Here is a 25,472-nt window from a genome sequence, read left to right on the forward strand (position 1 = left end):
TGCGGGCCAATGCCTGACCGAATTAATTGATTTTGAAACGTCGACGCAAGCCGCGCAGGCCGAAGCTGACCCAGGGCCACAACAAGGCACTGACCAGGGCCGGCAGCACCAGGGCCAGGGTCGGCTGGCGGTTGCCGGTCAGGGCGCTGAGCCAGAGTTGCACCAACTGCGCCAGGCCGAAGATCACCAGGATCACCAGGCTCTGCTGCCACATCGGGAACATCCGCAGGCGCTGTTGCAGAGACAGTACAAGGAAGGTGATCAGCGTCAGGATCAGGGCATTCTGCCCCAGCAGCGTGCCATAGAGCACATCCTCTGCCAGCCCCAGGCACCAGGCAGTGACCATGCCGACCTTGTGCGGCAGGGCCAGCGCCCAGAACGCCAGCAACAGCGCCAGCCACAGCGGACGCAGGATCTCCATGAACTGCGGCAAGGGCGAGACGCTCAGCAGCAGCCCGATAAGGAAGGTCAACCAGACGATCCAGCCATTTCGCGAATAGGTGCTACCCGCCATTATTCTCTTCCTCCGGTGGTGGCCGGTGCTGCTGCCGGTGGTTTGGCAGCGGCCGGTTTCACCACAGGTTTATGGACCGGCTTGGCCGGAGCGTGAGCCGCGGGTTTGGCCGGGGTCGCCGGCGCAGCAGGAGTCGCAGTGGCGGGCGCAGCCCCGGCGTTTGCCGCCGCGGCCGGCTTGGGCACGGTGGCCGGGACCACTGGCGCGGCGCTGGCGCCCTGCTGGTCCTGGGCTTCCTGGGCCTGGGCGGCGTCGTTGGCACGCTCTTCGGCGGTACGCGGATCGCTGAATACCAGCAGCAGGTAGCGGCTGCGATTCAGCGCAGCGGTGGGTACCGCCCGCACAATGGCGAACGGCTGGCCGGAGTCGTGGATCACTTCCTTGACCGTGGCCACCGGGTAGCCGGCGGGGAAACGCTGGCCCAGACCGGAGCTGACCAACAGATCGCCTTCCTTTATATCCGCGGTGTCGGCCACATGGCGCAACTCCAGGCGCTCCGGATTGCCGGTGCCGCTGGCGATGGCGCGCAGGCCGTTGCGGTTGACCTGCACCGGAATGCTGTGGGTGGTGTCAGTGAGCAGCAGTACGCGGGAGGTGTAGGGCATCAACTCCACCACCTGGCCCATCAGGCCACGGGCATCGAGCACCGGCTGGCCGAGGAACACGCCATCGCGCTCACCTTTGTTGATGATGATGCGGTGGGTAAAGGGGTTCGGGTCCATGCCGATCAACTCGGCCACTTCAACCTTCTCGTTGACCAGCGCCGAGGAATTGAGCAACTCGCGCAGGCGCACGTTCTGCTCGGTGAGGGCCGCGAGCTTTTGCATGCGCCCCTGCAGCAGCAGGTTTTCGGTCTTGAGTTTTTCGTTTTCAGCGACCAGCTCGGTACGGCTGCCGAACTGACTGGCCACGCCTTGCCATAGCCGCTGCGGCAGGTCGGTGATCCAGTAGGACTGCATCAACACCAGCGACATTTGGCTACGCACTGGCTTGAGCAGTGTGAAGCGGGCATCGACCACCATCAGTGCGACCGAGAGAACGACCAGCACCAGGAGGCGCACGCCTAATGAGGGGCCTTTGGCGAAAAGCGGTTTAATAAGCCGCTCCTCCCAGGCAAATGTTGTGTTTATTCATACGGCATCAAACCGGCCTGGATGCAGATTGACAGAAGATAAACGCCACAGGCAGCACTGCAAAGTGCTGCCTGTGAGCGCAACAGCATAGATGCAACCGGCGAAGTTATTCGCTGGAGAGCAGGTCCATGGTGTGTTTGTCCATCATTTCCAATGCACGGCCACCGCCGCGAGCGACACAGGTCAGCGGGTCTTCGGCAACGATCACCGGCAGGCCGGTTTCCTGGGCCAGCAGCTTGTCCAGATCACGCAGCAGCGCGCCACCACCGGTCAGCACCAGGCCGCGCTCGGCGATGTCCGAGGCCAGTTCCGGAGGCGATTGCTCCAGGGCGCTTTTCACCGCCTGAACGATGGTTGCCAGAGACTCTTGCAGAGCCTCCAGCACTTCATTGGAGTTCAAGGTGAAGGCACGTGGCACGCCTTCGGCCAGGTTACGGCCGCGGACGTCGACTTCACGCACTTCGCCGCCCGGGTAGGCGGTGCCGATTTCCTGCTTGATGCGCTCGGCGGTGGATTCACCGATCAGGCTGCCGTAGTTGCGACGCACGTAGGTGATGATCGCTTCGTCGAAACGGTCGCCGCCAACCCGTACGGATTCGGCATAGACCACACCGTTCAGGGAGATCAGGGCGATTTCAGTGGTACCACCACCGATGTCCACGACCATCGAACCGCGGGCCTCTTCAACCGGCAGGCCGGCACCGATCGCAGCGGCCATCGGCTCTTCGATCAGGAACACTTCACGGGCACCGGCGCCAAGGGCCGATTCACGGATGGCGCGACGCTCAACCTGGGTGGACTTGCATGGAACGCAGATCAGCACACGTGGGCTGGGCTGCAGAAAGCTGTTTTCGTGAACCTTGTTGATGAAGTACTGCAGCATCTTTTCGCAAACGCTGAAGTCGGCGATCACGCCGTCTTTCATCGGACGAATGGCTGCGATGTTGCCCGGGGTACGACCGAGCATGCGCTTGGCCTCAGTACCAACCGCGACAACACTTTTCTGATTACCGTGGGTCCGAATGGCCACAACCGATGGTTCATTCAGGACAATACCGCGCTCGCGCACGTAAATAAGGGTGTTGGCAGTGCCCAGGTCAATGGAAAGATCGCTGGAAAACATGCCACGCAGTTTCTTGAACATGGGAAAGGGACCCTAGGCAACGCGTGGGTAAAAAAGTGCGGCAAACTCTAACAACGACAGGGATTTTGGGCAAGGCGCCAATATGTTAAATTGGCCGCTTTTCTGTGCACCAACCCCCACAATCGCGGCCATAAGACCGTAGAAATGCGGTAGTGTTCCGACAATCTAACACGCGGACGAAATCCGTTTTTGTTTTCCACTGGAGAATCCCATGGCGCTTGAACGCTCCGACGTGGAAAAAATCGCTCATTTGGCCAGCATCAAGCTCAATGAAGGCGATCTTCCACACATCACCTCCGCCCTGAACAGCATTCTCGGGCTGGTGGATGAAATGCAGGCAGTCGATACCGACGGTATCGAGCCCCTGGCCCACCCCCTGGAAGCCAGCCAGCGCCTGCGCGCAGACGTTGTGACCGAGTCCAATCATCGCGAGGCCTATCAGTCCATCGCACCAGCGGTCGAAAGCGGCCTGTACCTGGTTCCGAAAGTCATCGACTAAAGGGAAAGAGCCTGCAATGCATCACATGACTCTGGCCGAGATCGCCCGCGGCCTCGCCGACAAGAAATTCTCTTCTGTAGAACTGACCCAGACCCTGCTGGCGCGCATCGCCCAGCTGGATCCGCAGATCAACAGCTTCATCAGCCTCACCCAGGACCTGGCACTGTCCCAGGCCAAGGCCGCCGACGAGCGTCGCGCCAATGGTGAGAGCGGTGCCCTGCTGGGCGCGCCGATCGCCCACAAGGATCTGTTCTGCACCCAGGGCATCCGCACCAGCTGCGGCTCGAAGATGCTCGACAACTTCAAGGCGCCCTACGACGCCACCGTGGTCGCCAAGCTGGCCGCTGCCGGGGCCGTGACCCTGGGCAAGACCAACATGGACGAATTCGCCATGGGCTCGGCCAACGAGTCGAGCTGGTACGGCGCGGTGAAAAACCCGTGGAACCTCGAACACGTACCCGGCGGTTCGTCCGGTGGTTCCGCCGCCGCGGTCGCTGCGCGCCTGCTGCCAGCCGCCACGGCTACCGACACCGGCGGCTCGATCCGCCAGCCCGCCGCCTTCACCAACCTCACCGGTCTGAAGCCGACCTATGGTCGCGTTTCCCGCTGGGGCATGATCGCCTACGCTTCCAGCCTCGATCAGGGCGGCCCACTGGCGCGCACCGCCGAAGACTGCGCGATCCTGCTGCAAGGCATGGCCGGCTTCGACCCGAACGACTCCACCAGCATCGATGAACCGGTGCCGGACTACAGCGCCGGCCTCAACGGCTCGCTGCAGGGCCTGCGCATCGGCGTGCCGAAGGAATACTTCAGCGCCGGCCTGGACCCGCGCATCGCCGAGCTGATCCACAACAGCATCAAGGAGCTGGAAAAGCTCGGTGCGGTGATCAAGGAAATCAGCCTGCCGAACATGCAGCACGCCATCCCCGCGTACTACGTGATCGCCCCGGCGGAAGCCTCTTCCAACCTGTCGCGGTTCGACGGCGTGCGCTTCGGCTACCGTTGCGAGAACCCGGAAAACCTGGAAGACCTGTACAAGCGCTCCCGCGGCGAAGGCTTCGGCAGCGAAGTGCAGCGCCGGATCATGGTCGGTGCCTACGCACTGTCCGCCGGCTACTACGATGCCTACTACCTCAAGGCGCAGAAAATCCGCCGCCTGGTGAAGAACGACTTCATGAGCGCGTTCAACGAAGTCGACATCATCCTCGGCCCGACCACGCCCAACCCGGCCTGGAAGCTCGGCGCCAAGAGCAGCGACCCGGTCGCTGCATACCTGGAAGACGTCTACACCATCACCGCCAACCTCGCGGGCCTGCCGGGCCTGTCGATGCCGGCCGGCTTCGTCGACGGCTTGCCGGTCGGCGTGCAACTGCTCGCTCCGTATTTCCAGGAAGGCCGCTTGCTCAACGTTGCGCACCAGTATCAGTTGAACACTGACTGGCACACCCGCACCCCAACCGGCTTCTGAGGAGACACACATGCAATGGGAAGTCGTGATCGGGCTGGAGATTCATACCCAGCTCACCACTCAATCGAAGATTTTCTCCGGTAGCTCCACCGCCTTCGGTGCCGAGCCCAACACCCAGGCCAGCCTGATCGACCTGGGCATGCCCGGCGTGCTGCCAGTGCTGAACCAGGAAGCGGTGCGCATGGCGGTGATGTTCGGTCTGGCAGTAGACGCCGAGATCGGCCAGCACAACGTGTTCGCCCGCAAGAACTACTTCTACCCGGACCTGCCCAAGGGCTACCAGATCAGCCAGATGGAGTTGCCGATCGTCGGCAAGGGCCACCTGGACATCCCTCTGGAAGACGGCACCATGAAACGCGTCGGCATCACCCGCGCGCACCTGGAAGAAGACGCCGGCAAGAGCCTGCACGAAGAATTCAACGGTGCCACCGGCATCGACCTGAACCGTGCTGGCACGCCCCTGCTGGAAATCGTTTCCGAGCCTGACATGCGCAGCGCCAAGGAAGCCGTGGCCTACGTCAAGTCGATCCACGCCCTGGTGCGCTACCTGGGGATCTGCGACGGCAACATGGCCGAAGGTTCCCTGCGTTGCGACTGCAACGTCTCGATCCGTCCCAAGGGCCAGGTCGAGTTCGGCACCCGCTGCGAGATCAAGAACGTCAACTCGTTCCGCTTCATCGAGAAGGCGATCAACAGCGAGATCCGTCGCCAGATCGAGCTGATCGAAGACGGCGGTAAAGTGATCCAGCAGACCCGCCTGTACGACCCGAACAAGGACGAGACCCGTCCGATGCGCAGCAAGGAAGAAGCCAACGACTACCGTTACTTCCCCGATCCGGACCTGCTGCCCGTGGTCATCGAGGATTCCTTCCTCGACCAGGTACGCGCCACCCTGCCGGAACTGCCACCACAGAAACGCGAACGCTTCCAGGAGCAGTTCGGCCTGTCGGTCTACGACGCCAGCGTACTGGCCACCAGCCGTGAGCAGGCGGACTACTTCGAGAAGGTCACCAGCATCGCCGGTGACGCCAAGCTCGCCGCCAACTGGGTCATGGTCGAGTTGGGCAGCCTGCTGAACAAGCAGGGCCTGGAAATCGACGAAGCCCCGGTCTCGGCCGAACAACTGGGCGGCATGCTGTTGCGGATCAAGGACAACACCATCTCCGGCAAGATCGCCAAGACCGTGTTCGAAGCCATGGCCAATGGCGAAGGCAATGCCGACGAGATCATCGACAAGCGTGGCCTCAAGCAAGTCACCGACAGCGGCGCGATCTCTGCGGTGCTCGATGAGATGCTCGCAGCCAACGCCGAACAGGTCGAACAGTACCGTGCCGCCGATGAGGCCAAGCGCGGCAAGATGTTCGGCTTCTTCGTCGGCCAGGCGATGAAAGCATCCAAAGGCAAGGCCAACCCGCAACAGGTCAACGAGCTGCTGAAGAGCAAGCTCGAGGGCTGATCGGGGTTTAACCGCAAGCGGCCCCGGCCGCTTGCGCGTGACGAGGGAGCGTGCTCCCGCTCGGTCCGACAGCGACTGCAAACCGGCCGGCGCCGCTCCAGCAAGGAACATCGCCGTCGGCTTGCGGTCTGCCAGACAGACCAGCGGGAGTACGCTCCCTCGCCACATCAACCATCGGAGCTCCCGAATGAAGCGTCTGGTTGCCACTAGCGCCCTGCTCGCTCTGCTCACTGGCTGCGCCACCAGCCACGTCATCGACCCCCGGGGTTATGACGCAACCGGCACCGCCTCCTATTACGGCGCTCGGCACCACGGCAATCGCACTGCCAGTGGCGAGCCCTTCGACCAGAACGGCCTGACCGCCGCCCACCGCGAACTGCCATTCGGCACCCGGGTACAGGTCACCAACCTGGGCAACGACAAGAGCGTCGTGGTACGTATCAACGACCGAGGCCCGCACACCCGAGGCCGCCTGATCGACCTGTCCCGCGCCGCCGCCCAACAACTGCACATGCTGCGCAGCGGAACTGCCAAAGTCCGCGTCCAAGCCCTCAGCGACTGACCCCGGGAGCCCACGCCATTACCGCTTTTGCCGAACTGCCCCTGCTCAGCCTGATCCAGCTCATCAGCGGCCTGGTGATGCTGATCGCCGGCGCCGAACTGCTGGTGCGCGCGGCCATCCGCCTGGCTGCACGCCTGCACATGCGTCCACTGATCATTGGCCTGAGCATCGTCGCCTTCAGCAGCAGCGCGCCACAAATGGCCATCAGCCTGCAGGCGACCCTGGCCGACAACACCGACATTGCCGTGGGCAGCGTGATCGGCAGCAGCATTTTCAACATCCTGGTGACCCTCGGCCTGTCCGCGCTGATCATCCCGCTGCGGGTCTCGCGGCAACTGGTGCGCCTGGACATCCCGCTGATGATCGGCGCCAGCCTGCTGGTGTTCGTGCTGGCCTACAACGAACAACTCAGCCCCAGCGACGGCCTGATCCTGCTGGCAGCCCTGGTGCTGTACCTGGGCCTGCTGTTGCGCCAGTCCCGCCATTCGCACCGCCCCCACTCACCCGCACCGGCCGGCCAGCGCAGTTGGGCACCGCGCATCAGCAGCCTGCTGATGGTCCTGCTCGGCCTCGGCCTGCTGGTCTTCGCCGGGCACTTGCTGCTGGGCGCCGCCGTCTCCGTGGCCGACGATCTGGGGCTTTCCGAGCGGGTCATGGGCCTGACCGTGATCGCCGTCAGCACCTCCCTGCCCCAACTCGCCACTTCGCTGCTGGCGGCCCTGCGCGGCCAGCGCGAGATTGCCGTGGGCAACATCATCGGCAGCAACCTGTTCAACCTGCTGGGAGTGCTGGGCTTCACCGCCCTGGTGGCACCGACGCCTCTTTCGGTCTCGCCCAATGCCCTGGACTTCGACCTGCCGGTCATGCTCGGCGTGGCCGTGCTGTGCCTGCCGGTGTTCTATTCCGGATACCGCGTGACCCGGGCCGAAGGCCTGCTGTTTCTGGGCTTGTACCTGGCTTACGGGCTGCATGTGGTGTCCTTCACCACCGGCATGCCTCTGGCCGGCAAGCTGGAACACCTGATGCTGTTTTTCGTCCTGCCAGCGCTAGTGGCGTTCCTGCTGTTCAGTTCGCTGCGAGCCTGGCGCCGCCAACACAAGAAGGAAGCACCATGAGCGAGAACAAGAAAAGCGGGTTGCAGATGCGTCGCCAGGTCATGGGCGATGCGTTCGTCGATCGCGCCCTGGGCAACGCCACCGAATTCACCCAGCCCTTGCAGGACTTCGTCAACGAGCATGCCTGGGGCGGTGTATGGAACCGTGAGGGCCTGCCGCTCAAGACCCGCAGCCTGATCACCCTGGCGACCCTGACCGCACTCAAGTGCCCACAGGAACTCAAGGGCCACGTGCGCGGCGCACTGAACAACGGCTGCAGTGTCGAAGAGATTCGTGAAGCGCTGCTGCATTGCGCGGTGTATGCCGGAGTGCCGGCGGCCATCGATGCGTTTCGCGCGGCCCAGGAAGTGATAGACACCTATCAGCAACCGCAGTGAACCTGCTGCCGGCTCCTACGCAATAGCCGTGCAGGAGCCGGCTCGCGGCAAAGCCTAGATCCACCCACCCCACTGCAACAGGAAAATCCCGATATTGGTGGTCACCGCCGCCATCACCGTGGTGATGACGATGATCGCCGCCGCCAGTTCGTGGTTGCCATTGGCCGCCCGGGCCATGACAAAACTGGCCGCCGCGGTGGGGCTGCCAAAGTACAGGAACAGGATCCCCAACTCCGCCCCGCGAAACCCGCACAGCCAGGCCCCCAGGGTCGCCAGGGCCGGCAGGCTGACCATCTTCAGCAAACTGGAGCTCATCGCCAGCTCGCCGCTGTTGCGCAAGGCTGCCAGGGACAAGGTGCCGCCAATGCAGATCAGCGCCAGGGGCAGGGTCATCTGCGCCAGGTAGCGCCCCGAAGTTTCCAGCCAGTTGGGAATGCCGATCTGCCAGTAGGCGAACGGTGCGGCCACCAGCACACTGACAATCAGCGGGTTGCTGACAACGCTCTTGAAGATGCTCCAGGGATCGGACTTGATCACCGGGCTGTAGACCGCCAGGACGATGGTCGAGAGGGTGTTGTAGAACAGGATCACCAGGGCTGCGAGCACTGCGCCCAGGGAAATTCCGTAATCGCCGTACATGCTGGCAGCCAGGGCCAGGCCGATGATCGCGTTATTGCCGCGAAACGCGCCCTGGGTATAGATCCCGCGGTCGGCCTTGGGGCAACGCCAGATCGCCCAGCCCCAGGCCAGGCCAAAGCACGCCAGGGTGGCCAAGGAGAAATAGATCAGCACCCCGGGTTTCAACGATGAATGCAGGTCGGCATGGACAATGCCGAGAAACAGCAGCGCCGGCATGGTGACGTTAAACACCAGGGCCGAGGCCGTATGAATGAAGTTGTCGTCGATCCATTCCACCCGTTTGAGCAACAGGCCGAGCAGCAACATGGCAAAGACCGGCGCCGTGATCGTCAGGGTTTCGAGAAAAATAGCCAGCATGGGCGGGTGGACCTTGAGCCTGTCGTTAGGGCGCTAATAATAATTCAATCCGCACGCTGGCGTCTGGAGCCTCGCTTCCATGGGATCTGCCTGCCCCACGCAGTACCCAGCCTGCGGCTCCATTGCGGGGCGAAAGAAAAAATGCTGCAGCGGTGCATTCGCTTCTTGACGGGAAAACGTTTTCCTCTATGCTCGATTTAACTGTATATGCATACAGTTAAATAAGGAAATATCCCCATGACATATCAAGGAGCTAGAAATGTCAGGACTCTCTGCACAGAAGCAGCAACAGCCACAACACGCGGGCAAGATCGTCGCCGACCTGGACCGCCTGTTCAGTGAACAAGGCATCGCCATTTCCGGCGATGGCGACACCCTGGTACTGGTCGCCGATGGCCACCACACCATCAAGTACCACCGCCCGGAAGACCTGCCTCGTTCTGCACAAAAAACCACCAAGGGCCAGCCACAGCTGCGTTTCGAGGGCGGCGAACACACAGCCATCGGCGACAGCACCCTGCTGCGCTTCGTCAAGGATGCACCGGCCATCCCGGCGTGGCAGGTCGAACTGCACCTGCCTAACGGCCTGGCGCTGACCTACGGCCAGGTGGTGGCCCTGGGGGGCGACTTCTATGGCATTCCCGAGCAGCCGATCTGCGAAGGCGCAACCCCCAGTGATCGAGTACAGCGCTTTATCGCGGCGTTCAACTCCCTTGCGGTACTGCCGGCGGCGAAAGACGAAGCCCGGCAGATCCTTGCGGTGATGCAAAAGGAAATCGTCGCCGCCAACCAGGCGATCCGCGACGGCAAGCAGCCCCATGAAGCCTATGACGCCCTGGGCGACACCCTGTCCGAGGAGTGGAACAAGATAACCGGGGGCGGCAGCGTGGTATCCGCCCTGTTCCCCCTGGGGCGCTACCTGAAGCTGGCGGCCAACAACGCCGATCACTTCGGCGAGTGGGCCCTGGCTGCCTACACCGCAGGCCATACCGCAGCGCTGCAGCAAGCGGTACTGGCGGGCAAGAGCGCGGACGACAAGCAACTGGAACTGGCTTACGCAATGAACGCCTTCGCCGACCATTTCCTCACCGATCTGTTCTCCTCCGGCCACGTACGGGTGCCGCGCAAACAGGTGGCGGCAGTCGTCACCCCCAGCGACCTGGGTTCGCTGATTACCCGCTTCATGCATGACGAGGACAGCAAGTTCGGCCTGAATGTCAGCAACGCCCAGGGCGATCGCTGGCACGCCTATGGCGACAAGCGCTACTTCGACAGCGTCGACCATCGCAATCGCCAGCAAGTGAAGATGGCTGTGCAGAGTTCGGCAGACGAAATCTTCGCCAGCTACCTCAGCGGCAACCTCCCCGCACCCGCCAGCTACGCAGCCCTGAAAACCCTGCCGGACCTGAATGCCGCGAAAACCGGCAACTTCTCGCCACTGTTCGTGATGAGTGGCGACAAGGTCCTGCGCCGCAGCGACGTCAACAACCTCAATGACAGCAAGACCATCGACAACTGGTGGGGCTGGAGCACCTACCTGCTGCTGCAGAACTACAGCCCGAACAAGCCGACCGGCTACCTGGAAACCCCCAGCGCGGTTCCGGTGATCCTCGCCGATGGCTGGCAGAGCCACAGCCCCAGCGAACCCAACTGGCTGCCAGGCCACGCGGTGCGCTACGCCCTCAGCGAAACCAACGGGTTGAACGAGTCCTACATCGGCCCCTGGTCGGCCTATGTGGAACTGAGCGACAGCTTCCAGCCAACCCTGAGCATTCCGGCCGGTACCAGCAACAGCAGCGCCACCGGGCGCAATGTGTTCCGCCAGTTCCGTGGTGGTTCACCGGAGCTGGTGGGCTCCATCGACAAGAACGCCAGCCACTTCATCGACAGCAACGCCTGATAAGGAGATCACCATGGCTATCAACCTGAAACTGCAACTGGCCTCCGGCCAGTCTCTCAAGGATGCACCACTGGAGCTGCTGCTCAACGGCGCCCCGATCGCCCGAGCCAGCGTGGATGAACATGGCAACGTGGCCTTCAACGCGAAGCCGGGCAGCGGCCAGTTGGCCGTACGTGTGGACCGTTCGATCCTGCACCAGGCCTGATCGCGGTCTGTAGGAACGGCTCGCTCGCGAAACGGCCCAGCGCCCTTGCACCGGCGGTGCAAGGGCGCTGGGCTTGAGGCTAGCGCTCGGCCCTCCGTCAGGCCGTAAGAGTCTGCTCTTGCAGATGCCCCTGCTCGATACGAACGAGCCGTGGATGGAAGCGCTTGAGGCTGCTGCGATGGCCGACGCTGACAATGCTCAGGCCCGGCAACTGATCGATCAGCGCCTGATACAAGGTGGCTTCGTCCTCTTCGTCCATGGCCGAAGTGGCCTCATCCATGTACAGCCACTGCGGTGCATAGAGCAGGGCCCGGGCAAAGGCCAGGCGCTGCTGCTCGCCCGGCGACAACATGCGCTGCCAGTGATTGCTCTCGTCCAGGCGCGCCACCAGATGGGGCAAGCGGCAGGTTTCCAGGACCTGTGCATAACGCTCCTGGGGGTAGCTGTCGCCAGACTGTGGATAACTCAAGGCTTCGCGCAGGCTGCCAATGGGCAGATAGGGCTTTTGCGGCAGGAACAGGTAACGCCGGTTCGGCAGCAGGATGCTCCCGTGCCCGGCCGGCCACAGCCGGCCCATGGCCCGCAGCAAGGTACTCTTGCCGCTGCCGGAACGGCCGCTGAGCATGAGCCGCTCACCTGGATTCACGGTCATTTCGGCGCCGGCCAGCAGATGCCGGCCATCGGCCAGGTCCAGGCCCAGGTCACGTACGCACAATTGTTCGCCCTGATGCTGCACGTCGATAGCCGGGGGCCGTTCTTCGTTATCACTCATGGCCTGGCGGAAACTCAGCAGACGATCACAGGTGGCGCGCCAGGCCGCCAGGTCCGAATACGCACTGATGAACCAGCTGAAGTTCTCCTGAACGTTCCCGAATGCCGAGTTGATCTGCATCAGCTCACCCAGCTCGATCTTGCCGGAAAAGTACCGCGGGGCAGCCACGATAAAGGGGAAAATGATCGCAATCTGGCCATACCCGGCGGTGAAGAAGGTCAGGCGCTTGGAGACCTTCATGATGTCCCAGAAGTTGTGCCAGACCTTGCCGAAACGGCTGCTCAGACGCTGGTTCTCGTTCTTCTCGCCGTCATACAGGGCAATGCTCTCGGCATTCTCCCGTACCCGCACCATGGAAAAACGCAGGTCGGCTTCGAAGCGCTGTTGCTGGTTGTTGAGGCCGATCAGGCGGCGCCCGATCAAGTGGGTCAGCCAGCTGCCGACAGCGGCGTAGACCAGCGCGCACCAGAACATGTAGCCGGGAATGGTGTAGCCGAACACCTCGATACTGCCGGACACCCCCCACAGGATGATCGAGAAGGACACCAGGCTGACAATGTTGCGGATCAGCCCCAGGCCCAGGGACAGCGTATTGCTGGTAAAGCTGTTGAGGTCTTCGGAAATCCGCTGGTCCGGGTTGTCGGTGTAGCCGCCCTGCTCCAGCTGGTAGTAGTTCTTGTGGCCCAGCCAGCGGGCAAAGTGCTTCTCGGTGAGCCAGGCCCGCCAGCGGATGGTCAGCATCTGGGTCAGGTACAGGCGGTACACCGCCCCCAGGATCGCCACCGCGGCAATCCCGCAGAAATACAGGATCAAGTGCCAGAACGCCGCTTCGTCCTTTTTCTGCAAGGCGTTGTAGAAGTCCTTGTACCAGCTGTTGATCCACACCGAGATGGCCACGCTGAACAGCGACAGGCCGATCACCGCAACCAGCAACAGCCAGGCCTTGCCCTTTTCCTCACTGCGCCAGTACGGCGTGATCATGGCCCAGACCCGGCGAAAGAATTGCCCGCGCACGGCATCGTTGACCGCGGAGTATTCAGCGTTCTGATTCATCGTTGAGGCTCGATAGGAAGAAGGGCAAGCGTTGAGCCGATCATAGTAGATCGGCTCGCTTTTTCACGACGCCCAGCGGACATTCGTTCAGTCGCGGTTCAGCGACGCACGGGACGCTTCTGCAATTTGCGCTGCAAGGTACGGCGGTGCATGCCCAGGGCCCGGGCAGTGGCGGAGATGTTGCCTTCGTGTTCGGTCAACACGCGCTGAATGTGTTCCCACTGCAAGCGGTCCACCGACATCGGGTTTTCCGGCACCAGGGTGTCGAGATCGGCGTGTTCGGAGAGCAGCGCGGCCAGTACATCGTCGGCATCCGCCGGCTTGCACAGGTAGTTGCAGGCGCCACGCTTGATCGCTTCCACCGCGGTGGCGATGCTCGAATAGCCGGTGAGAATCAGTACCCGCATCTCCGGGTCCAGCTCCAGCAGCTTGGGCAACAGCACCAGCCCGGAGTCGCCATCCATCTTCAAGTCCAGCGCGGCGTAGTCCGGCAGGTCCTGCTGGGCAATGACCAGGCCCTCCTCGGCGGAACCGGCGGTGCTCACGCGAAAACCGCGGCGGCTCATGGCACGGGCCATCACGCGGGTAAAGGTGGCGTCATCATCCACCAGCAACAGGTGCGGCAGTTCCTCGCCTTCGACTTGGATCTCTTCACTCATGGTCGTCTCCTCGGGCGGCACGGGGCAGGCGCAGCTCGGTGAGCGTTCCGCCTTCCTCATGACTGTAGAGTTTCACTGAGCCTCCAGCGCGGGTCACGCTGGCCTTGCTCAAAAACAGGCCCAGGCCGAAGCCTTTGCCCTTGGTGGTAAAAAACGGTTTGCCGATCTGTTCGGCGATGGCCAAGGGTACTCCGGCACCGTGGTCACGAATACTGATGGTGAGGTTTTCCGCGTCCCAGTCCAGGCGTACTTCCAGGCCTTCGGGGCAGGCATCGGCGGCATTGTTCAGCAGGTTGAGCAGGGCCTGGGTCAGGTCCGGCGGCGGCGCCAGGCGCGGCACCGGCCCCTCGCCCAACAGATGGAAACGGTAGCTGGCTTCCGGGCGCATCAGGTGCCAACGGTTCAAGGCTTCGTCCAGCCACTGGGTGACTTCCTGCATGTCCACCGCCAGGCGGCGATTGGCCTCGGCCGCGCGCACCAGTTGCTGCAGGGTTTCCTTGCACAGCTTGACCTGGTCCTGGAGCACGCCGAGGTCATCCTGCAGCAGCGGGTCGGGATGGTCCTGGCGCATTTCCTTGAGCAGCACGCTCATGGTCGCCAGGGGCGTGCCCAATTCGTGGGCGGCGCCGGCGGCCTGGGTCGCCACTGCCAGCAATTGCTGGTCGCGCAGCCCCTCTTCGCGCCGGATCGCCCGCAGTTCTTCCTGGCGGCGCAGCTCTTCTGCCATGCGTGCAGCGAAGAAGGTGATCACCGCCGCAGCCAGGGCAAAGCTCAGCCACATGCCGTAGACCTGGAGGTTCTCCCGGGCGATGGGGAAGGTCTGCAACGGGTAGAAACGCGCCAGCAACAGGGTATAGAGCGTCAGGGCGATACCCGACAGGACCACCGAGTAGCGCCACGGCAAGGTCACCGCGGCGATGGTCAGGGGCACCAGGTAATAGGAGACGAAGGGGTTGGTGGAACCACCGGAGAAGTACAGCAGGACACTGTGGATAAACAGGTCACAGGCCAGTTGCAGGGCGTACTCCAGCTCCGTCACCGGCCACGAGGTGCGCAGGCGGATCGCGGTGAAAGCGCACAACACCATGGAAAACATCAGGGTCACGCCCAGTTGCAACCAGGGCAGCGGCAGCAGGTCCAGCCAGTAGGCGAGCCCCACCGAACCGGCCTGAGCGGCCAGCACCAGGGTACGGATAAAGGTCAGGCGCCAGAGGTTCTGACGGGTTGCGGACAGCAATTTTACGGGGGCGAGCATGAGCTCTCCTGATGAGCGCTCCAGGGCAATCGCCGGGAGTATAACCAAGCAGCCCCCGGCACAGGCAAAACTGCGGCAAAGCGCCACACTGGCTTGAGCGGCCGCGGACGATCCATGGCGATCATGTGTATCAAAGTTGTAATTGGCCGCAACGAGGAATAAAAACCACAGTCTGAAGGTTTCACCCAGGCTCTGACCTTATCCTGCGGACCGCACTCAAGGAGTTTTCATGCAGCATTTCAGTCGCAGCGTCGCCCTTCTCGCACTCAGCGCCGGCACCCTCACCAGCCTGCCCGCCCTGGCCGCCGATGAACTGCACTACAACCAGATTTCCCTGCGCGCCGAAGTCAGCCAGGAAGTGGCTCGGGATCTGATGATCGTGACCCTCTACAGCGAATCGCAGAACACCGACCCGGCCAAGCTCGCCGCAGAAATCACCACCACCATGAACAAGGCCCTGGACCAGGCGCGCCAGGTCAAGGACGTGACCCTGCGCCAGGGCAGCCGCAACAGCTACCCGATCTACGACGGCAAGGGCCAGAAGATCACAGGCTGGCGTGAGCGCGCCGAACTGCGCCTGGAAAGCTCCGACTTCGCCGCGCTGTCCAAGCTCACCGGTGAACTGCTGGGCGACCTGAAGATGGGTGGCATGGACTTCGCCATCGCCGACCCGACCCGCAAGGCCAGCGAAGACGCGTTGCTCAAGGATGCGGTCAAGGCCTTCAAGGCCCGTGCGCAACTGGCCACCGAGGCCCTGGGCGGCAAGGGCTACAAGATCGTCAACCTGAACCTCAACAGCAATGGCTATCCACAGCCTTACATGCGCGCGCCGATGATGATGAAGGCCGCCAGCATGGATTCGGCCCCAGTGACACCAGAAGTCGAGGCCGGCACCAGCCAGGTCAGCATGACCGCCGACGGCGCCATCGAAGTGCTGATGCCCTGACCTTTTCCCTGCGTCTTCCAACGGCGATAACCTGCGGCATCAAGGTTATCGCCGTTTTTCGTTACCGGCTATTTCAACCCGGACCCGGGGGAACCCGGCTTTGTGGTGTTAGAGTTATGCCCCGCGGTACGCAGCAGCTCAGATGTTGCTGACGTCCGCCGGGTATACTGCTTCTTTCCTATAAGAGTCTCTTCAATGACCGCAGATCGCATCGGCGAACGCCTGCGTCGCTATCGCCGCGCCGCCAAGAAAACCCTGCGCCAGATCGCCAGCGAATCCGGTCTGACCGCCAGCTTCCTCTCCCAGGCAGAGCGTAATCTCACGGGTGTATCGATCTCTTCCCTGGTCAATATCGCCAAGTCTCTGAACGTTCCGCTGAACGCCCTGTTCGACCAGCCGATCCAGGCGCAACCCGACTCCCACGACGGCAAGCGGGTGCGCTACACCATCGAAGGCCAGCCACTGGCCTACGAGCGCCTGTCCAGCTCCTTTCCCGGAAACCTGATCAACGCGGTCAAGATGAACATACCGGTGGGCTACCAGTCCGAGCTGATTTCCCATGACGGCTCGGAGTTCTCTTACGTGCTTTCAGGACAGATCGTCTACACCATCGAGGGCAGTCAATATCCCCTGAGTGCCGGTGACTCGGTGCACTTCGACGCCACCAAGACTCATTGCCTGGCCAACGTCGGCAATGGCCCGGCAGAAGTCCTGACCGTCACCACCATGGGCCTGTTCGACGACCATTCCGCGGCCTGAGCCCAGCGCACGGCCGTCAGTCGAACCCCTGGGACAAACCTGTGCACAAGGAGAAATGTTAGTCACGCTTAATTTTCGTTGACCACGATTTCAGCATGACTTAATTTCGGCATCGGCGAATCGACTATCAACAACACAACAAAGCGATCGCCGTCGCCGCACAGGGTCCATGGGGCTGCATCCACTCCCCATAAGAAGGCGAGTTTCCATGGCCCACAAGGCCAATCCTCAGATATGCCCTAGAAAAAGAAAAAATGAGGTTTGCATGGATAAGACCTTTCCGCTCCAGGTTTGGCAGACAACTGGTCTGATCCGCGGCACTACGCCGTCACAAACCCGCAGCGACCTCCACAGTGACAACCTCACTGCGAGCCCCGAATTCAGCACCTGCGACGATGTGCCGAGCACGCGCCATCGCCAGCAAAATTGCGGGCATCCGTTCTCCACGGCCTCCCTCACCCAGCCGCCCATCTCCATCCGGTCAGACAAGGCCGGGCGCCTGGGCCAAGCATCACCCGGCACACCAGCCAGCACCGCACCAAGAGTGGGCGCGATGGGCTTCGATTGCCCCGTGAAAAGGCAGCGCATGCACCACAAAACACCGGCGCAAACGATCAAATGCGTCAAGATTTATACAAATGCGTCATTCCTGTACGTTCGTTCCACTCTTTGAGACTTGTGGCAGCCCTGCATCTTGCATTGGGTATGAGGGCTGCATAAGTATCGGCGGGTCGACTCACAAGGTCGCCCTCTACACCAAAAATGACAACAAATCATGAGGCCACCATGTTCAAGAAAGCAGTCCTTCCGTTATTAGTCAGCGCCGGCTTGCTCGCCAGCGCACCCTTCGCCCAAGCGGCGACTAACCTGGTGTTCTGCTCTGAAGGGAGCCCGGCCGGTTTCGACCCTGGCCAGTACACCACCGGAACCGACTTCGACGCCTCAGCCGAAACCCTCTACAACCGCCTCAGCCAGTTCGAACGTGGCGGCACCGCGGTCATTCCGGGCCTGGCCACCAGTTGGGACATCTCGGACGACGGTCTGACCTACACCTTCCACCTGCGCGAAGGCGTCAAGTTCCACACCACGCCGTACTTCACCCCGACCCGTACTTTCAACGCCGACGACGTGCTGTTCACCTTCAACCGCATGATCGACAAGGACATGCCGTTCCGTAAGGCCTACCCCACCGAATTCCCGTATTTCACCGACATGGGGATGGACACCAACATCACCAAGGTCGAGAAAGTCGACGACAAGACCGTCAAGTTCACCCTCAAGACCGTGGACGCAGCCTTCATCCAGAACCTGGCCATGAGCTTCGCCTCGATCCAGTCCGCCGAATACGCCGACAAGCTGCTCAAGGAAGGCAAGGCCAGCGACATCAACCAGAAGCCGATCGGCACTGGCCCCTTCGTGTTCAAGAGCTACCAGAAAGACTCGAACATCCGCTACACCGGCAACAAGGACTACTGGAAGCCTGAAGACGTGAAGATCGACAACCTGATCTTCGCCATCACCACCGACCCCTCGGTGCGTATCCAGAAGCTGAAGAAGAACGAATGCCAGGTCACCCTCTTCCCGCGTCCGGCCGACCTCAAGGCCCTCAAGGAAGACAAGACCCTGAAGATGCCTGAACAGGCAGGCTTCAACCTCGGCTACATCGCCTACAACGTGATGCCGGTCCTCAAGGGCCGTACCGATGCCAACCCGCTGGCCGACCTCAAGGTGCGCCAGGCGCTGGACATGGCGGTGAACAAGCCGCAGATCATCGATTCGGTGTACCAGGGCGCCGGCCAGCTGGCGGTCAACGCCATGCCTCCAACCCAGTGGTCCTATGACACCACCATCAAGGACGCCAAGTACGACCCCGAGAAAGCCAAGGAGCTGCTCAAGGAAGCCGGCATCAAGGAAGGCACCCAGATCACCCTGTGGGCCATGCCGGTACAGCGTCCCTACAACCCCAACGCCAAGCTGATGGCCGAAATGCTGCAGTCGGACTGGGCGAAGATCGGCCTGAAAGTGAACATCGTCAGCTACGAGTGGGGCGAGTACATCAAGCGCTCCAAGGGCGGCGAGAACCAGGCGATGATCATCGGCTGGAGCGGCGACAATGGTGACCCCGACAACTGGCTCGGCACCCTGTTCGGTTGCGATGCAATGAACGGCAACAACTTCTCGAAATGGTGCGACAAGCCTTACGACGCCCTGATCAAGCAAGCCAAGGCTACCTCTGATGTAGCCAAGCGCACCGAGCTGTACAAGCAGGCGCAACACATCCTCAAAGATGCAGTACCGATGACACCTATCGCTCACTCGACGGTGTTCCAACCCATGCGCGCCAACGTGCAGGATTTCAAAATCAGCCCCTTTGGCTTGAACTCCTTCTACGGCGTCAGCATCGGCAAATAAGGTTCTGCAACGGCGACGTCCATGACGTCGCCGTTGCTTTACCAGCCCGGCCCGCTGGAGCTCGGTCTCTACTGCGCAACGACCCGCCACTGGCGCACTGTCTTGCGAATTCAGAGCCGATTCCTACAGGCATTTCAGGTTCGACGCAGTTACCACCCGGCCCTCGACCCTCAAGGTCGGTGCAAGGCGAAGCTGCGTCTGCCAACGGGCACCTGCCGCACGTAGTGGTTTGGCATCAATGGCCTGTACAGGCTCCAGGAAGGAGTCATGGCCCATTGTTCATCACAACAAAAATGGAGAAGTACGGTCATGCGTCATTCCTGGATTTTCCCGGCCCTGCTGGGCAGCGGCCTGTTGGCCGCCAGTTCGTTCGGCACCGCCGCCGAACGCAGCCTGGTGTTCTGTTCCGAAGGCAGCCCGGCGGGCTTTGACACCGCCCAATACACCACTGCTACCGACAACGATGCCGCCGAGCCTCTGTACAACCGCCTGGTGGAGTTCGAAAGAGGCGCCACCAACGTGCTGCCAGCGCTGGCCAAGAGCTGGGACATTTCCGAGGACGGTCTCACCTACAGCTTTCACCTTCGCGAAGGGGTGAAGTTCCATAGCACGCCCTATTTCAAGCCGAGCCGAGACCTCAACGCCGACGACGTACTGTTCACCTTCAACCGCATGCTCGACGCCGAACATCCATTCCGCAAGGCTTACCCGACGGAGTTTCCCTACTTCAACGGCATGAGCCTGAACAAGAACATCGCCCGGGTCGAAAAGACCGACCCGCTGACCGTAGTCATGACCCTCAATACCGTGGATGCGGCCTTCATCCAGAACCTGGCCATGAGCTTCGCCGCGATCCTTTCCGCCGAATACGCCGAGCAACTGCTCCAGGCCGGCACCCCGAGCCAGATCAACCAGAAACCCATCGGCACCGGGCCCTTCGTGTTCCAGCGTTACCAGAAAGACTCGCAGATCCGCTACAGCGCCAACCCGCACTACTGGGACCCAAGCCGGGTCAAGCTCGACCGGCTGATCTTCGCCATCAACACCGACGCCTCGGTACGGGTACAAAAGCTGCGGGCCGGCGAATGCCAGGTGACCCTGCACCCGCGCCCCGCCGATATCGACACGCTGAAAAACGACCCGAAACTGCAAGTCATCGAAAAGCCCGGGTTCAATCTGGGCTACATCGCCTACAACGTGCAGCACAAACCCTTCGACCAGCTCGAAGTGCGCCAGGCGCTGGACATGGCGGTGAACAAGCCAAGCATCCTCAACGCCGTGTACCAGGGTGCCGGGCAGCTGGCAGTCAACGCCATGCCACCGACCCAGTGGTCCTACGACGAAACCATCAAGGACGCCGCCTACAACCCGGAAAAAGCCCGGGAGCTGCTCAAGGCCGCCGGGGTCAAGGAAGGCACGCAAATCACCCTCTGGGCCATGCCGGTACAACGCCCCTACAACCCCAACGCCAAGCTGATGGCCGAGATGCTGCAGTCCGACTGGGCGAAGATCGGCCTCAAGGTGAAGATCGTCAGCTACGAGTGGGGCGAGTACATCAAGCGCACCAAGAACGGCGAACACGACATCAGCCTGATCGGCTGGACCGGCGACAACGGTGACCCGGACAACTGGCTGGGCACGCTGTACAGCTGCGACGCCATTGGCGGCAACAACTACTCCATGTGGTGCAACCCGCAGTACGACAAGCTGATCAAGCAGGCCAAGGTCGTCACCGACCGTGAACAGCGCAGCCTGCTGTACAAACAGGCCCAGCAACTGCTCAAGCAACAGGTCCCTATCACACCGGTGGCCCACTCGACGATCAACCAGCCGCTGAGCGCGAAAGTCGAAGGTTTCAAGGTCAGTCCTTTCGGCCGCAACGCCTTTTCGGGTGTCAGCCTAGCCCCATAACCGATGAGCCAAAACCCTGGGGGCGATTTTCGCCCTCACGCAGACGCTTTGCCTGAATTCGGCGATCAAGCCACATGCAAACGTTTGCGATGCCTTGAATGAGTTCCAAAAACCAGCCGGCCCAAAAAAACCGGCATTTAAAAAAGAAAACAAAGGAGCTTCACCCATGAAACTGAGCAGCAGCGCATTGTTAGCCTTGGCTATCAGTAGCATCACCGCCTCGGCCTATGCGGAGAACGTCAGCCAGGACTTCGTCCCGACTGAACTGAACGCCACCAGTGCCCAGGCTGAGACCAAGGGTTTTATCGAAGGGCAGAGCCTGTCGGGTACCACGCGCAACTGGTACGCCAACGAGCTGAAGCGTCGTAACGACCGTTTTTCGTACCAGCACAATGGTGTAGATACCTCGACCCCGCGCCGTATCAACTGGGTCCAGGGCACTATCCTCAACTACACCTCGGGTTTCACTGAAGGCACCGTGGGCGTCAGCACCGAAGTCGCCGCCTACAACGCTATTGCTCTGGATCGTGACCGCAAGGACATCGCCGGCAAGAACAACCGCACCCTGACCCACTCCGACGGCGACGCCGTGGGCCAGTGGAGCAAGCTGGGCCTGGCCAACGTCAAGTTCCGCGTGTCCAACACCACCCTGACCGCCGGCCGGCAGAACTTCAGCACGCCGATCGTCGACGTCATCGGCAACCGTCCGCTGCCTTCGAGCTTTGAAGGGGTGAGCATCCACAGCGAAGAGTTCAACAACCTGTCGTTCGACGCCGGCAGCTTCGACCGGGTATCGCCACGGACCGAACAGAGCCTGTCCAAGTTCAGCTCCGAGTACAACAGCAACGGTGCCGAGACCGATCGCGTAAGCCTGGTCGGCGCCAACTACCAGCCGCTGAAAAGCCTGAAGACCAGCCTCTACGCCTCCAAGGTGGAAGACTTCTGGAACCAGTACTACTTCGGCGCCACCCACGAGCTGGGCGACAGCTCGGTGCTGAGCCTGACCACCGGCCTGAACTATTACAAGACCGTCGATACCGGCAAGAAGAAGATGGGCGAGATCGACAACGACACCTACTCGCTGTCGCTCGGCCTGACCCACCAGGCCCACAGCCTGACCTTCTCGTACCAGGAAATTAACGGTAACGAGTACTTCGACTACCTGCACGAAACCAACGGCATCTACCTGGCCAACTCCCTGCTCTCGGACTTCAACGGCCCGAACGAGAAATCCTTCCAGATCGCCTACGGCCTGAACATGGCCGAGTACGGCGTGCCCGGCCTCAAGTTCAACATCTACCAGGCCCGTGGCTGGGGCATCGACGGTACCCACTACAACGGCACCGCCTACAGCGGCGTCAAGGCAGACGGTACGGTCTATGGCGTACGCACCATGGACGGCGAGCACCACTACGAATACGGCATCGGTGCTTCCTACGCCGTACAGAGCGGCCCGCTGAAAGCCACCGCGATCCGTGCCACCTACACCACGCACCGCGCCAGCGAGAACCAGGCCGACGGCAACATCAATGAATTCCGACTGGTTACCACCATTCCATTCAATATTCTCTAACCCACCAGTTGAAGGGCGGATTCATGACGAATCCGCCATTCAAGCTAATCTGGTTCAATCGATTGCAGAGGGTTCCTGATGAAAATGCTTCCCCTGAAAGCGGCCGTTGGCGCCGCCCTGCTGAGCGTCGCCCTGGGCGCCACAGCCAAACCCTTGGTGGTCTGTACCGAAGCCAGCCCGGAAGGCTTCGATATGGTCCAGTACACGACTGCAGTCACGGCCGACGCAGTGGCGGAAACCATCTTCAACCGCCTGGTGGACTTCAAGCCCGGCACCACTGACATCGAGCCGGCCCTGGCCGAATCCTGGGACATCAGCCCCGACGGCCTGCAATACACCTTTCATCTGCGCAAGGGCGTCAAATTCCACAGCACCGACTACTTCACCCCGACGCGCGAGATGAACGCCGACGACGTGCTCTGGAGCTTCCAGCGCCAGCTTGACCCGAAGCACCCCTGGCATGACAAGTCCAGCGTGGGCTTCCCCTATTTCGAAAGCATGGGCTTCAAGGAACTGCTGAAAAGCGTCGAGAAGATCGACGACCACACCGTGGTCTTCACCCTGACCCGCCGCGAAGCCCCTTTCCTCGCCGACGTGGCCATGGCCTTCTCGTCGATCTTCCCGGCCGAATACGCCGACAAGCTGCTCAAGGAAGGCAAGACCTCTGAGCTCAACAGCAAGCCCATCGGCACCGGCCCGTTCATCTTCACCCGCTATGCCAAGGACGCCCAGGTACGCTTCAAGGCCAACCCGGATTACTTCCGCGGCAAGCCGCCGGCCGACCCGCTGGTGCTGGCGATCACCACCGATAACAACGTGCGCCTGCAGAAGCTCAAGGCCAACGAGTGCCAGATCGCCCTGTACCCCAAGCCCGATGACATTCCCAGCATCAAGGCCGACGCCAACCTCAAGGTCGACGAGCTGGCCGCCATGACCACCGGCTACATCGCCATGAACACCACGCGCAAGTACATGAGCGACGTGCGAGTGCGCAAGGCCATCGACATCGCCTTCGACAAGGAAGCCTACGTCAACAGCCTGTACGGCAAGGGCAACGCCCTGGTGGCCACCGGCCCGTATCCGCCGACCCTGCTGGGCTTCAACAACAGCCTGAAGAACCCGCCCCGGGATCTGGACAAGGCCCGCGCGCTGCTCAAGGAAGCCGGCGTACCGGAGGGTACGGTTATCACCCTGTTCACCCGCAACGGCGGCGGCCCGACCAACCCCAACCCGATGCTCGGCGCACAGATGATGCAGGCCGACCTGGCCAAGGTGGGCCTCAAGCTCGACATCCGCGTGATGGAGTGGGGCGAGATGCTCAAGCGTGCGAAAAACGGCGAACACGATATGGTGTCGGCGGGCTGGGCCGGGGACAACGGCGATCCGGACAACTTCCTGACCCCGAACCTGAGTTGTGACGCGGCGAAAAACGGCGAAAACTACGCCCGCTGGTGCAACAAGACGTTCCAGGATCTGATCGACGAAGCACGCTCCGACGCTGAACCCGCCAAACGCGCCGAGCTCTATGAAAAGGCCATGCTGGTTTTCGAACAGGATCAACCGTGGATCCCCATGGCCTATCCGAAAATGTTCACCGCCATGCGCAAGAACGTCGAGGGTTATCACATTAGCCCCCTGACCACTAACAACTTCGCTACCACCCAAGTGAAGTAATAAGAAACGCCCGCCGTCCTTGACCCCAAGGATGGCGGGAACGCCTAACCGGCTGATTGAGGTACTTCAGAAGATGTTTAGTTTTATTGCCCGCCGTGTGGGGTTGCTGATACCCACATTCTTCGGCATCACCTTGCTGACCTTCGCCTTGATACGCATGATTCCCGGCGACCCCGTGGAAGTCATGATGGGCGAGCGTCGGGTCGACCCTGAGATGCATGCCCAGGCAATGGAACGCCTTGGATTGAACAAGCCGCTGTACGCCCAGTACCTGGACTACATCGGCAAGCTGGCCCACGGCGACCTGGGCGAGTCCCTGCGCACCCGCACCAGCGTCTGGAGCGAATTCACCTCGCTGTTCCCCGCGACCCTGGAACTGTCCATGGCCGCCCTGCTGTTCGCCGGCGTGCTCGGCCTGCTGGCTGGGGTGATCGCCGCCTTGAAGCGAGGGTCGCTGTTCGACCATGGGGTAATGGGGATCTCGCTGGCGGGGTATTCGATGCCGATCTTCTGGTGGGGCCTGATCCTGATCATGTTCTTCTCGGTAAGCCTGGGCTGGACCCCGGTTTCCGGGCGTATCGACCTGCTCTACGACATCGAGCCGAAAACCGGCTTCATGCTCATCGACACCCTGCTGGCCAAAGACACCGACGCCTTCTTCGACGCGCTGCAGCACCTGATCCTGCCCGCCATCGTGCTGGGCACCATTCCGCTGGCGGTGATCGCGCGGATGACCCGCTCCTCGATGCTCGAAGTGCTGCGTGAGGACTACATCCGTACCGCCAAGGCCAAGGGCCTGTCGCCGGCTCGGGTGGTGTTCGTCCACGGCCTGCGCAACGCGCTGATTCCGGTACTGACCGTGGTCGGCCTGCAAGTCGGCACCCTGCTGGCCGGTGCGGTCCTGACCGAAACCATCTTTTCCTGGCCGGGCATCGGCAAGTGGCTGATCGAGGCCATCGGCGCCCGGGACTATCCCGTGGTGCAGAACGGCATCCTGCTGATCGCCTGCCTGGTGATCATGGTCAACTTCGTGGTGGACATCCTCTACGGCTTTGCCAACCCACGCATCCGTCATCAGCGCTGAGATCA

The 25,472-nt window shown here is 61.7% G+C and carries 23 protein-coding genes; 16 read left to right on the plus strand and 7 right to left on the minus strand.

All coding sequences use genetic code 11. The annotated features are described in order from the left end of the window. Positions 1–22: 22 nt before the first annotated feature. From mreD to mreB, 3 genes are all read right to left on the minus strand, one after another. A complete protein-coding gene (gene mreD / locus M2395_RS17130; protein WP_011059252.1) occupies positions 23–514 on the minus strand; it encodes a rod shape-determining protein MreD in 492 nt (163 codons plus the stop codon). Continuing rightward, a complete protein-coding gene (gene mreC / locus M2395_RS17135) occupies positions 514–1,611 on the minus strand; it encodes a rod shape-determining protein MreC (protein ID WP_072451275.1) in 1,098 nt (365 codons plus the stop codon). The genes mreD and mreC overlap by 1 nt, the downstream gene beginning before the upstream one ends. A 142-nt stretch (positions 1,612–1,753) precedes the next feature. Continuing rightward, complete coding sequence (gene mreB, locus M2395_RS17140; RefSeq protein WP_002555108.1) at positions 1,754–2,791, minus strand: rod shape-determining protein MreB; 1,038 nt, start codon at positions 2,789–2,791, stop codon at positions 1,754–1,756. 211 nt (positions 2,792–3,002) lie between these two features. Between mreB and gatC the strand changes: the two genes are divergently transcribed. The 6 genes from gatC to M2395_RS17170 all read left to right on the plus strand — a co-directional run bounded on the left by gatC (position 3,003) and on the right by M2395_RS17170 (position 8,268). Then, positions 3,003–3,290: an Asp-tRNA(Asn)/Glu-tRNA(Gln) amidotransferase subunit GatC gene (gatC, locus tag M2395_RS17145; protein WP_011059250.1), complete on the plus strand. Its 288-nt coding sequence runs from the start codon at positions 3,003–3,005 to the stop codon at positions 3,288–3,290. A gap of 16 nt (positions 3,291–3,306) precedes the next feature. After that, positions 3,307–4,758: an Asp-tRNA(Asn)/Glu-tRNA(Gln) amidotransferase subunit GatA gene (gene gatA, locus M2395_RS17150; protein WP_053149031.1), complete on the plus strand. Its 1,452-nt coding sequence runs from the start codon at positions 3,307–3,309 to the stop codon at positions 4,756–4,758. 10 nt (positions 4,759–4,768) lie between these two features. Beyond that, positions 4,769–6,214 (plus strand): Asp-tRNA(Asn)/Glu-tRNA(Gln) amidotransferase subunit GatB, encoded by a 1,446-nt coding sequence (gene gatB / locus M2395_RS17155; RefSeq protein ID WP_015634154.1) that lies wholly within the window; start codon positions 4,769–4,771, stop codon positions 6,212–6,214. A gap of 187 nt (positions 6,215–6,401) precedes the next feature. Beyond that, positions 6,402–6,776, plus strand: a complete 375-nt coding sequence (locus tag M2395_RS17160) for a septal ring lytic transglycosylase RlpA family protein (RefSeq protein WP_015634153.1) — start codon at positions 6,402–6,404, stop codon at positions 6,774–6,776. A 50-nt stretch (positions 6,777–6,826) separates the two neighbouring features. Then, positions 6,827–7,891 (plus strand): calcium/sodium antiporter, encoded by a 1,065-nt coding sequence (locus tag M2395_RS17165; RefSeq protein ID WP_026020272.1) that lies wholly within the window; start codon positions 6,827–6,829, stop codon positions 7,889–7,891. Further along, complete coding sequence (locus M2395_RS17170; protein ID WP_011059245.1) at positions 7,888–8,268, plus strand: carboxymuconolactone decarboxylase family protein; 381 nt, start codon at positions 7,888–7,890, stop codon at positions 8,266–8,268. The genes M2395_RS17165 and M2395_RS17170 overlap by 4 nt, the downstream gene beginning before the upstream one ends. A gap of 54 nt (positions 8,269–8,322) precedes the next feature. Here the strand turns inward: M2395_RS17170 and M2395_RS17175 are convergent, their stop codons facing one another. Then, entirely contained in the window at positions 8,323–9,264 is a 942-nt protein-coding gene (locus tag M2395_RS17175; RefSeq protein WP_011059244.1) for an AEC family transporter, read from the minus strand. 259 nt (positions 9,265–9,523) lie between these two features. On the opposite strand from M2395_RS17175, the gene M2395_RS17180 reads away from it, so the two are divergent. Beyond that, complete coding sequence (locus M2395_RS17180; RefSeq protein WP_015634152.1) at positions 9,524–11,164, plus strand: hypothetical protein; 1,641 nt, start codon at positions 9,524–9,526, stop codon at positions 11,162–11,164. Positions 11,165–11,177: 13 nt separating this feature from the next. Continuing rightward, complete coding sequence (locus tag M2395_RS17185) at positions 11,178–11,369, plus strand: hypothetical protein (RefSeq protein ID WP_011059242.1); 192 nt, start codon at positions 11,178–11,180, stop codon at positions 11,367–11,369. A 97-nt stretch (positions 11,370–11,466) separates the two neighbouring features. Here M2395_RS17185 and M2395_RS17190 read toward each other — a convergent pair whose 3' ends face one another. The 3 genes from M2395_RS17190 to M2395_RS17200 all read right to left on the minus strand — a co-directional run bounded on the left by M2395_RS17190 (position 11,467) and on the right by M2395_RS17200 (position 15,108). Further along, entirely contained in the window at positions 11,467–13,194 is a 1,728-nt protein-coding gene (locus tag M2395_RS17190) for an ABC transporter ATP-binding protein/permease (protein ID WP_015634150.1), read from the minus strand. A 98-nt stretch (positions 13,195–13,292) separates the two neighbouring features. Further along, positions 13,293–13,853 carry a response regulator transcription factor gene (locus M2395_RS17195; protein ID WP_011059240.1) on the minus strand — a complete coding sequence of 187 codons (561 nt, stop codon included), beginning with the start codon at positions 13,851–13,853 and terminating at the stop codon, positions 13,293–13,295. After that, entirely contained in the window at positions 13,846–15,108 is a 1,263-nt protein-coding gene (locus M2395_RS17200) for an ATP-binding protein (RefSeq protein ID WP_011059239.1), read from the minus strand. Before M2395_RS17200 ends, M2395_RS17195 begins: the two co-directional genes overlap by 8 nt. Positions 15,109–15,337: 229 nt before the next feature. On the opposite strand from M2395_RS17200, the gene M2395_RS17205 reads away from it, so the two are divergent. The 8 genes from M2395_RS17205 to M2395_RS17240 all read left to right on the plus strand — a co-directional run bounded on the left by M2395_RS17205 (position 15,338) and on the right by M2395_RS17240 (position 25,467). After that, entirely contained in the window at positions 15,338–16,054 is a 717-nt protein-coding gene (locus tag M2395_RS17205; protein WP_011059238.1) for an SIMPL domain-containing protein, read from the plus strand. A gap of 195 nt (positions 16,055–16,249) precedes the next feature. Continuing rightward, positions 16,250–16,813: a helix-turn-helix domain-containing protein gene (locus M2395_RS17210; RefSeq protein ID WP_015634148.1), complete on the plus strand. Its 564-nt coding sequence runs from the start codon at positions 16,250–16,252 to the stop codon at positions 16,811–16,813. A 265-nt stretch (positions 16,814–17,078) separates the two neighbouring features. Then, a complete protein-coding gene (locus M2395_RS17215; protein ID WP_019096050.1) occupies positions 17,079–17,486 on the plus strand; it encodes a hypothetical protein in 408 nt (135 codons plus the stop codon). A 113-nt stretch (positions 17,487–17,599) separates the two neighbouring features. Then, positions 17,600–19,225 (plus strand): ABC transporter substrate-binding protein, encoded by a 1,626-nt coding sequence (locus M2395_RS17220; RefSeq protein WP_011059237.1) that lies wholly within the window; start codon positions 17,600–17,602, stop codon positions 19,223–19,225. A 309-nt stretch (positions 19,226–19,534) separates the two neighbouring features. After that, complete coding sequence (locus M2395_RS17225) at positions 19,535–21,136, plus strand: ABC transporter substrate-binding protein (protein WP_011059236.1); 1,602 nt, start codon at positions 19,535–19,537, stop codon at positions 21,134–21,136. Between the two features lie 166 nt (positions 21,137–21,302). Continuing rightward, positions 21,303–22,709: an OprD family porin gene (locus M2395_RS17230; RefSeq protein WP_053156360.1), complete on the plus strand. Its 1,407-nt coding sequence runs from the start codon at positions 21,303–21,305 to the stop codon at positions 22,707–22,709. A gap of 78 nt (positions 22,710–22,787) precedes the next feature. After that, positions 22,788–24,383, plus strand: coding sequence for an ABC transporter substrate-binding protein (locus M2395_RS17235; protein ID WP_011059234.1), 1,596 nt, complete (start codon positions 22,788–22,790; stop codon positions 24,381–24,383). A 73-nt stretch (positions 24,384–24,456) separates the two neighbouring features. Continuing rightward, positions 24,457–25,467, plus strand: a complete 1,011-nt coding sequence (locus M2395_RS17240; RefSeq protein ID WP_011059233.1) for an ABC transporter permease subunit — start codon at positions 24,457–24,459, stop codon at positions 25,465–25,467. The last annotated feature ends 5 nt before the right edge of the window (positions 25,468–25,472 follow it).

It is taken from the genome of Pseudomonas sp. BIGb0176 (assembly GCF_024810175.1).
Taxonomy (GTDB): domain Bacteria; phylum Pseudomonadota; class Gammaproteobacteria; order Pseudomonadales; family Pseudomonadaceae; genus Aquipseudomonas; species Aquipseudomonas protegens.

Excerpts from the sequence above, each read along its gene's own strand:
- mreD (WP_011059252.1), bottom strand. The coding sequence starts at position 514 with ATGGCGGGTAGCACCTATTCGCGAAATGGCTGGATCGTCTGGTTGACC.
- mreB (WP_002555108.1), bottom strand. The coding sequence starts at position 2,791 with ATGTTCAAGAAACTGCGTGGCATGTTTTCCAGCGATCTTTCCATTGAC.
- gatC (WP_011059250.1), top strand. The coding sequence starts at position 3,003 with ATGGCGCTTGAACGCTCCGACGTGGAAAAAATCGCTCATTTGGCCAGC.
- gatA (WP_053149031.1), top strand. The coding sequence starts at position 3,307 with ATGCATCACATGACTCTGGCCGAGATCGCCCGCGGCCTCGCCGACAAG.
- gatB (WP_015634154.1), top strand. The coding sequence starts at position 4,769 with ATGCAATGGGAAGTCGTGATCGGGCTGGAGATTCATACCCAGCTCACC.
- M2395_RS17160 (WP_015634153.1), top strand. The coding sequence starts at position 6,402 with ATGAAGCGTCTGGTTGCCACTAGCGCCCTGCTCGCTCTGCTCACTGGC.
- M2395_RS17170 (WP_011059245.1), top strand. The coding sequence starts at position 7,888 with ATGAGCGAGAACAAGAAAAGCGGGTTGCAGATGCGTCGCCAGGTCATG.
- M2395_RS17175 (WP_011059244.1), bottom strand. The coding sequence starts at position 9,264 with ATGCTGGCTATTTTTCTCGAAACCCTGACGATCACGGCGCCGGTCTTT.
- M2395_RS17180 (WP_015634152.1), top strand. The coding sequence starts at position 9,524 with ATGTCAGGACTCTCTGCACAGAAGCAGCAACAGCCACAACACGCGGGC.
- M2395_RS17185 (WP_011059242.1), top strand. The coding sequence starts at position 11,178 with ATGGCTATCAACCTGAAACTGCAACTGGCCTCCGGCCAGTCTCTCAAG.
- M2395_RS17190 (WP_015634150.1), bottom strand. The coding sequence starts at position 13,194 with ATGAATCAGAACGCTGAATACTCCGCGGTCAACGATGCCGTGCGCGGG.
- M2395_RS17195 (WP_011059240.1), bottom strand. The coding sequence starts at position 13,853 with ATGAGTGAAGAGATCCAAGTCGAAGGCGAGGAACTGCCGCACCTGTTG.
- M2395_RS17200 (WP_011059239.1), bottom strand. The coding sequence starts at position 15,108 with ATGCTCGCCCCCGTAAAATTGCTGTCCGCAACCCGTCAGAACCTCTGG.
- M2395_RS17205 (WP_011059238.1), top strand. The coding sequence starts at position 15,338 with ATGCAGCATTTCAGTCGCAGCGTCGCCCTTCTCGCACTCAGCGCCGGC.
- M2395_RS17210 (WP_015634148.1), top strand. The coding sequence starts at position 16,250 with ATGACCGCAGATCGCATCGGCGAACGCCTGCGTCGCTATCGCCGCGCC.
- M2395_RS17215 (WP_019096050.1), top strand. The coding sequence starts at position 17,079 with ATGGATAAGACCTTTCCGCTCCAGGTTTGGCAGACAACTGGTCTGATC.
- M2395_RS17220 (WP_011059237.1), top strand. The coding sequence starts at position 17,600 with ATGTTCAAGAAAGCAGTCCTTCCGTTATTAGTCAGCGCCGGCTTGCTC.
- M2395_RS17225 (WP_011059236.1), top strand. The coding sequence starts at position 19,535 with ATGCGTCATTCCTGGATTTTCCCGGCCCTGCTGGGCAGCGGCCTGTTG.
- M2395_RS17230 (WP_053156360.1), top strand. The coding sequence starts at position 21,303 with ATGAAACTGAGCAGCAGCGCATTGTTAGCCTTGGCTATCAGTAGCATC.
- M2395_RS17235 (WP_011059234.1), top strand. The coding sequence starts at position 22,788 with ATGAAAATGCTTCCCCTGAAAGCGGCCGTTGGCGCCGCCCTGCTGAGC.
- M2395_RS17240 (WP_011059233.1), top strand. The coding sequence starts at position 24,457 with ATGTTTAGTTTTATTGCCCGCCGTGTGGGGTTGCTGATACCCACATTC.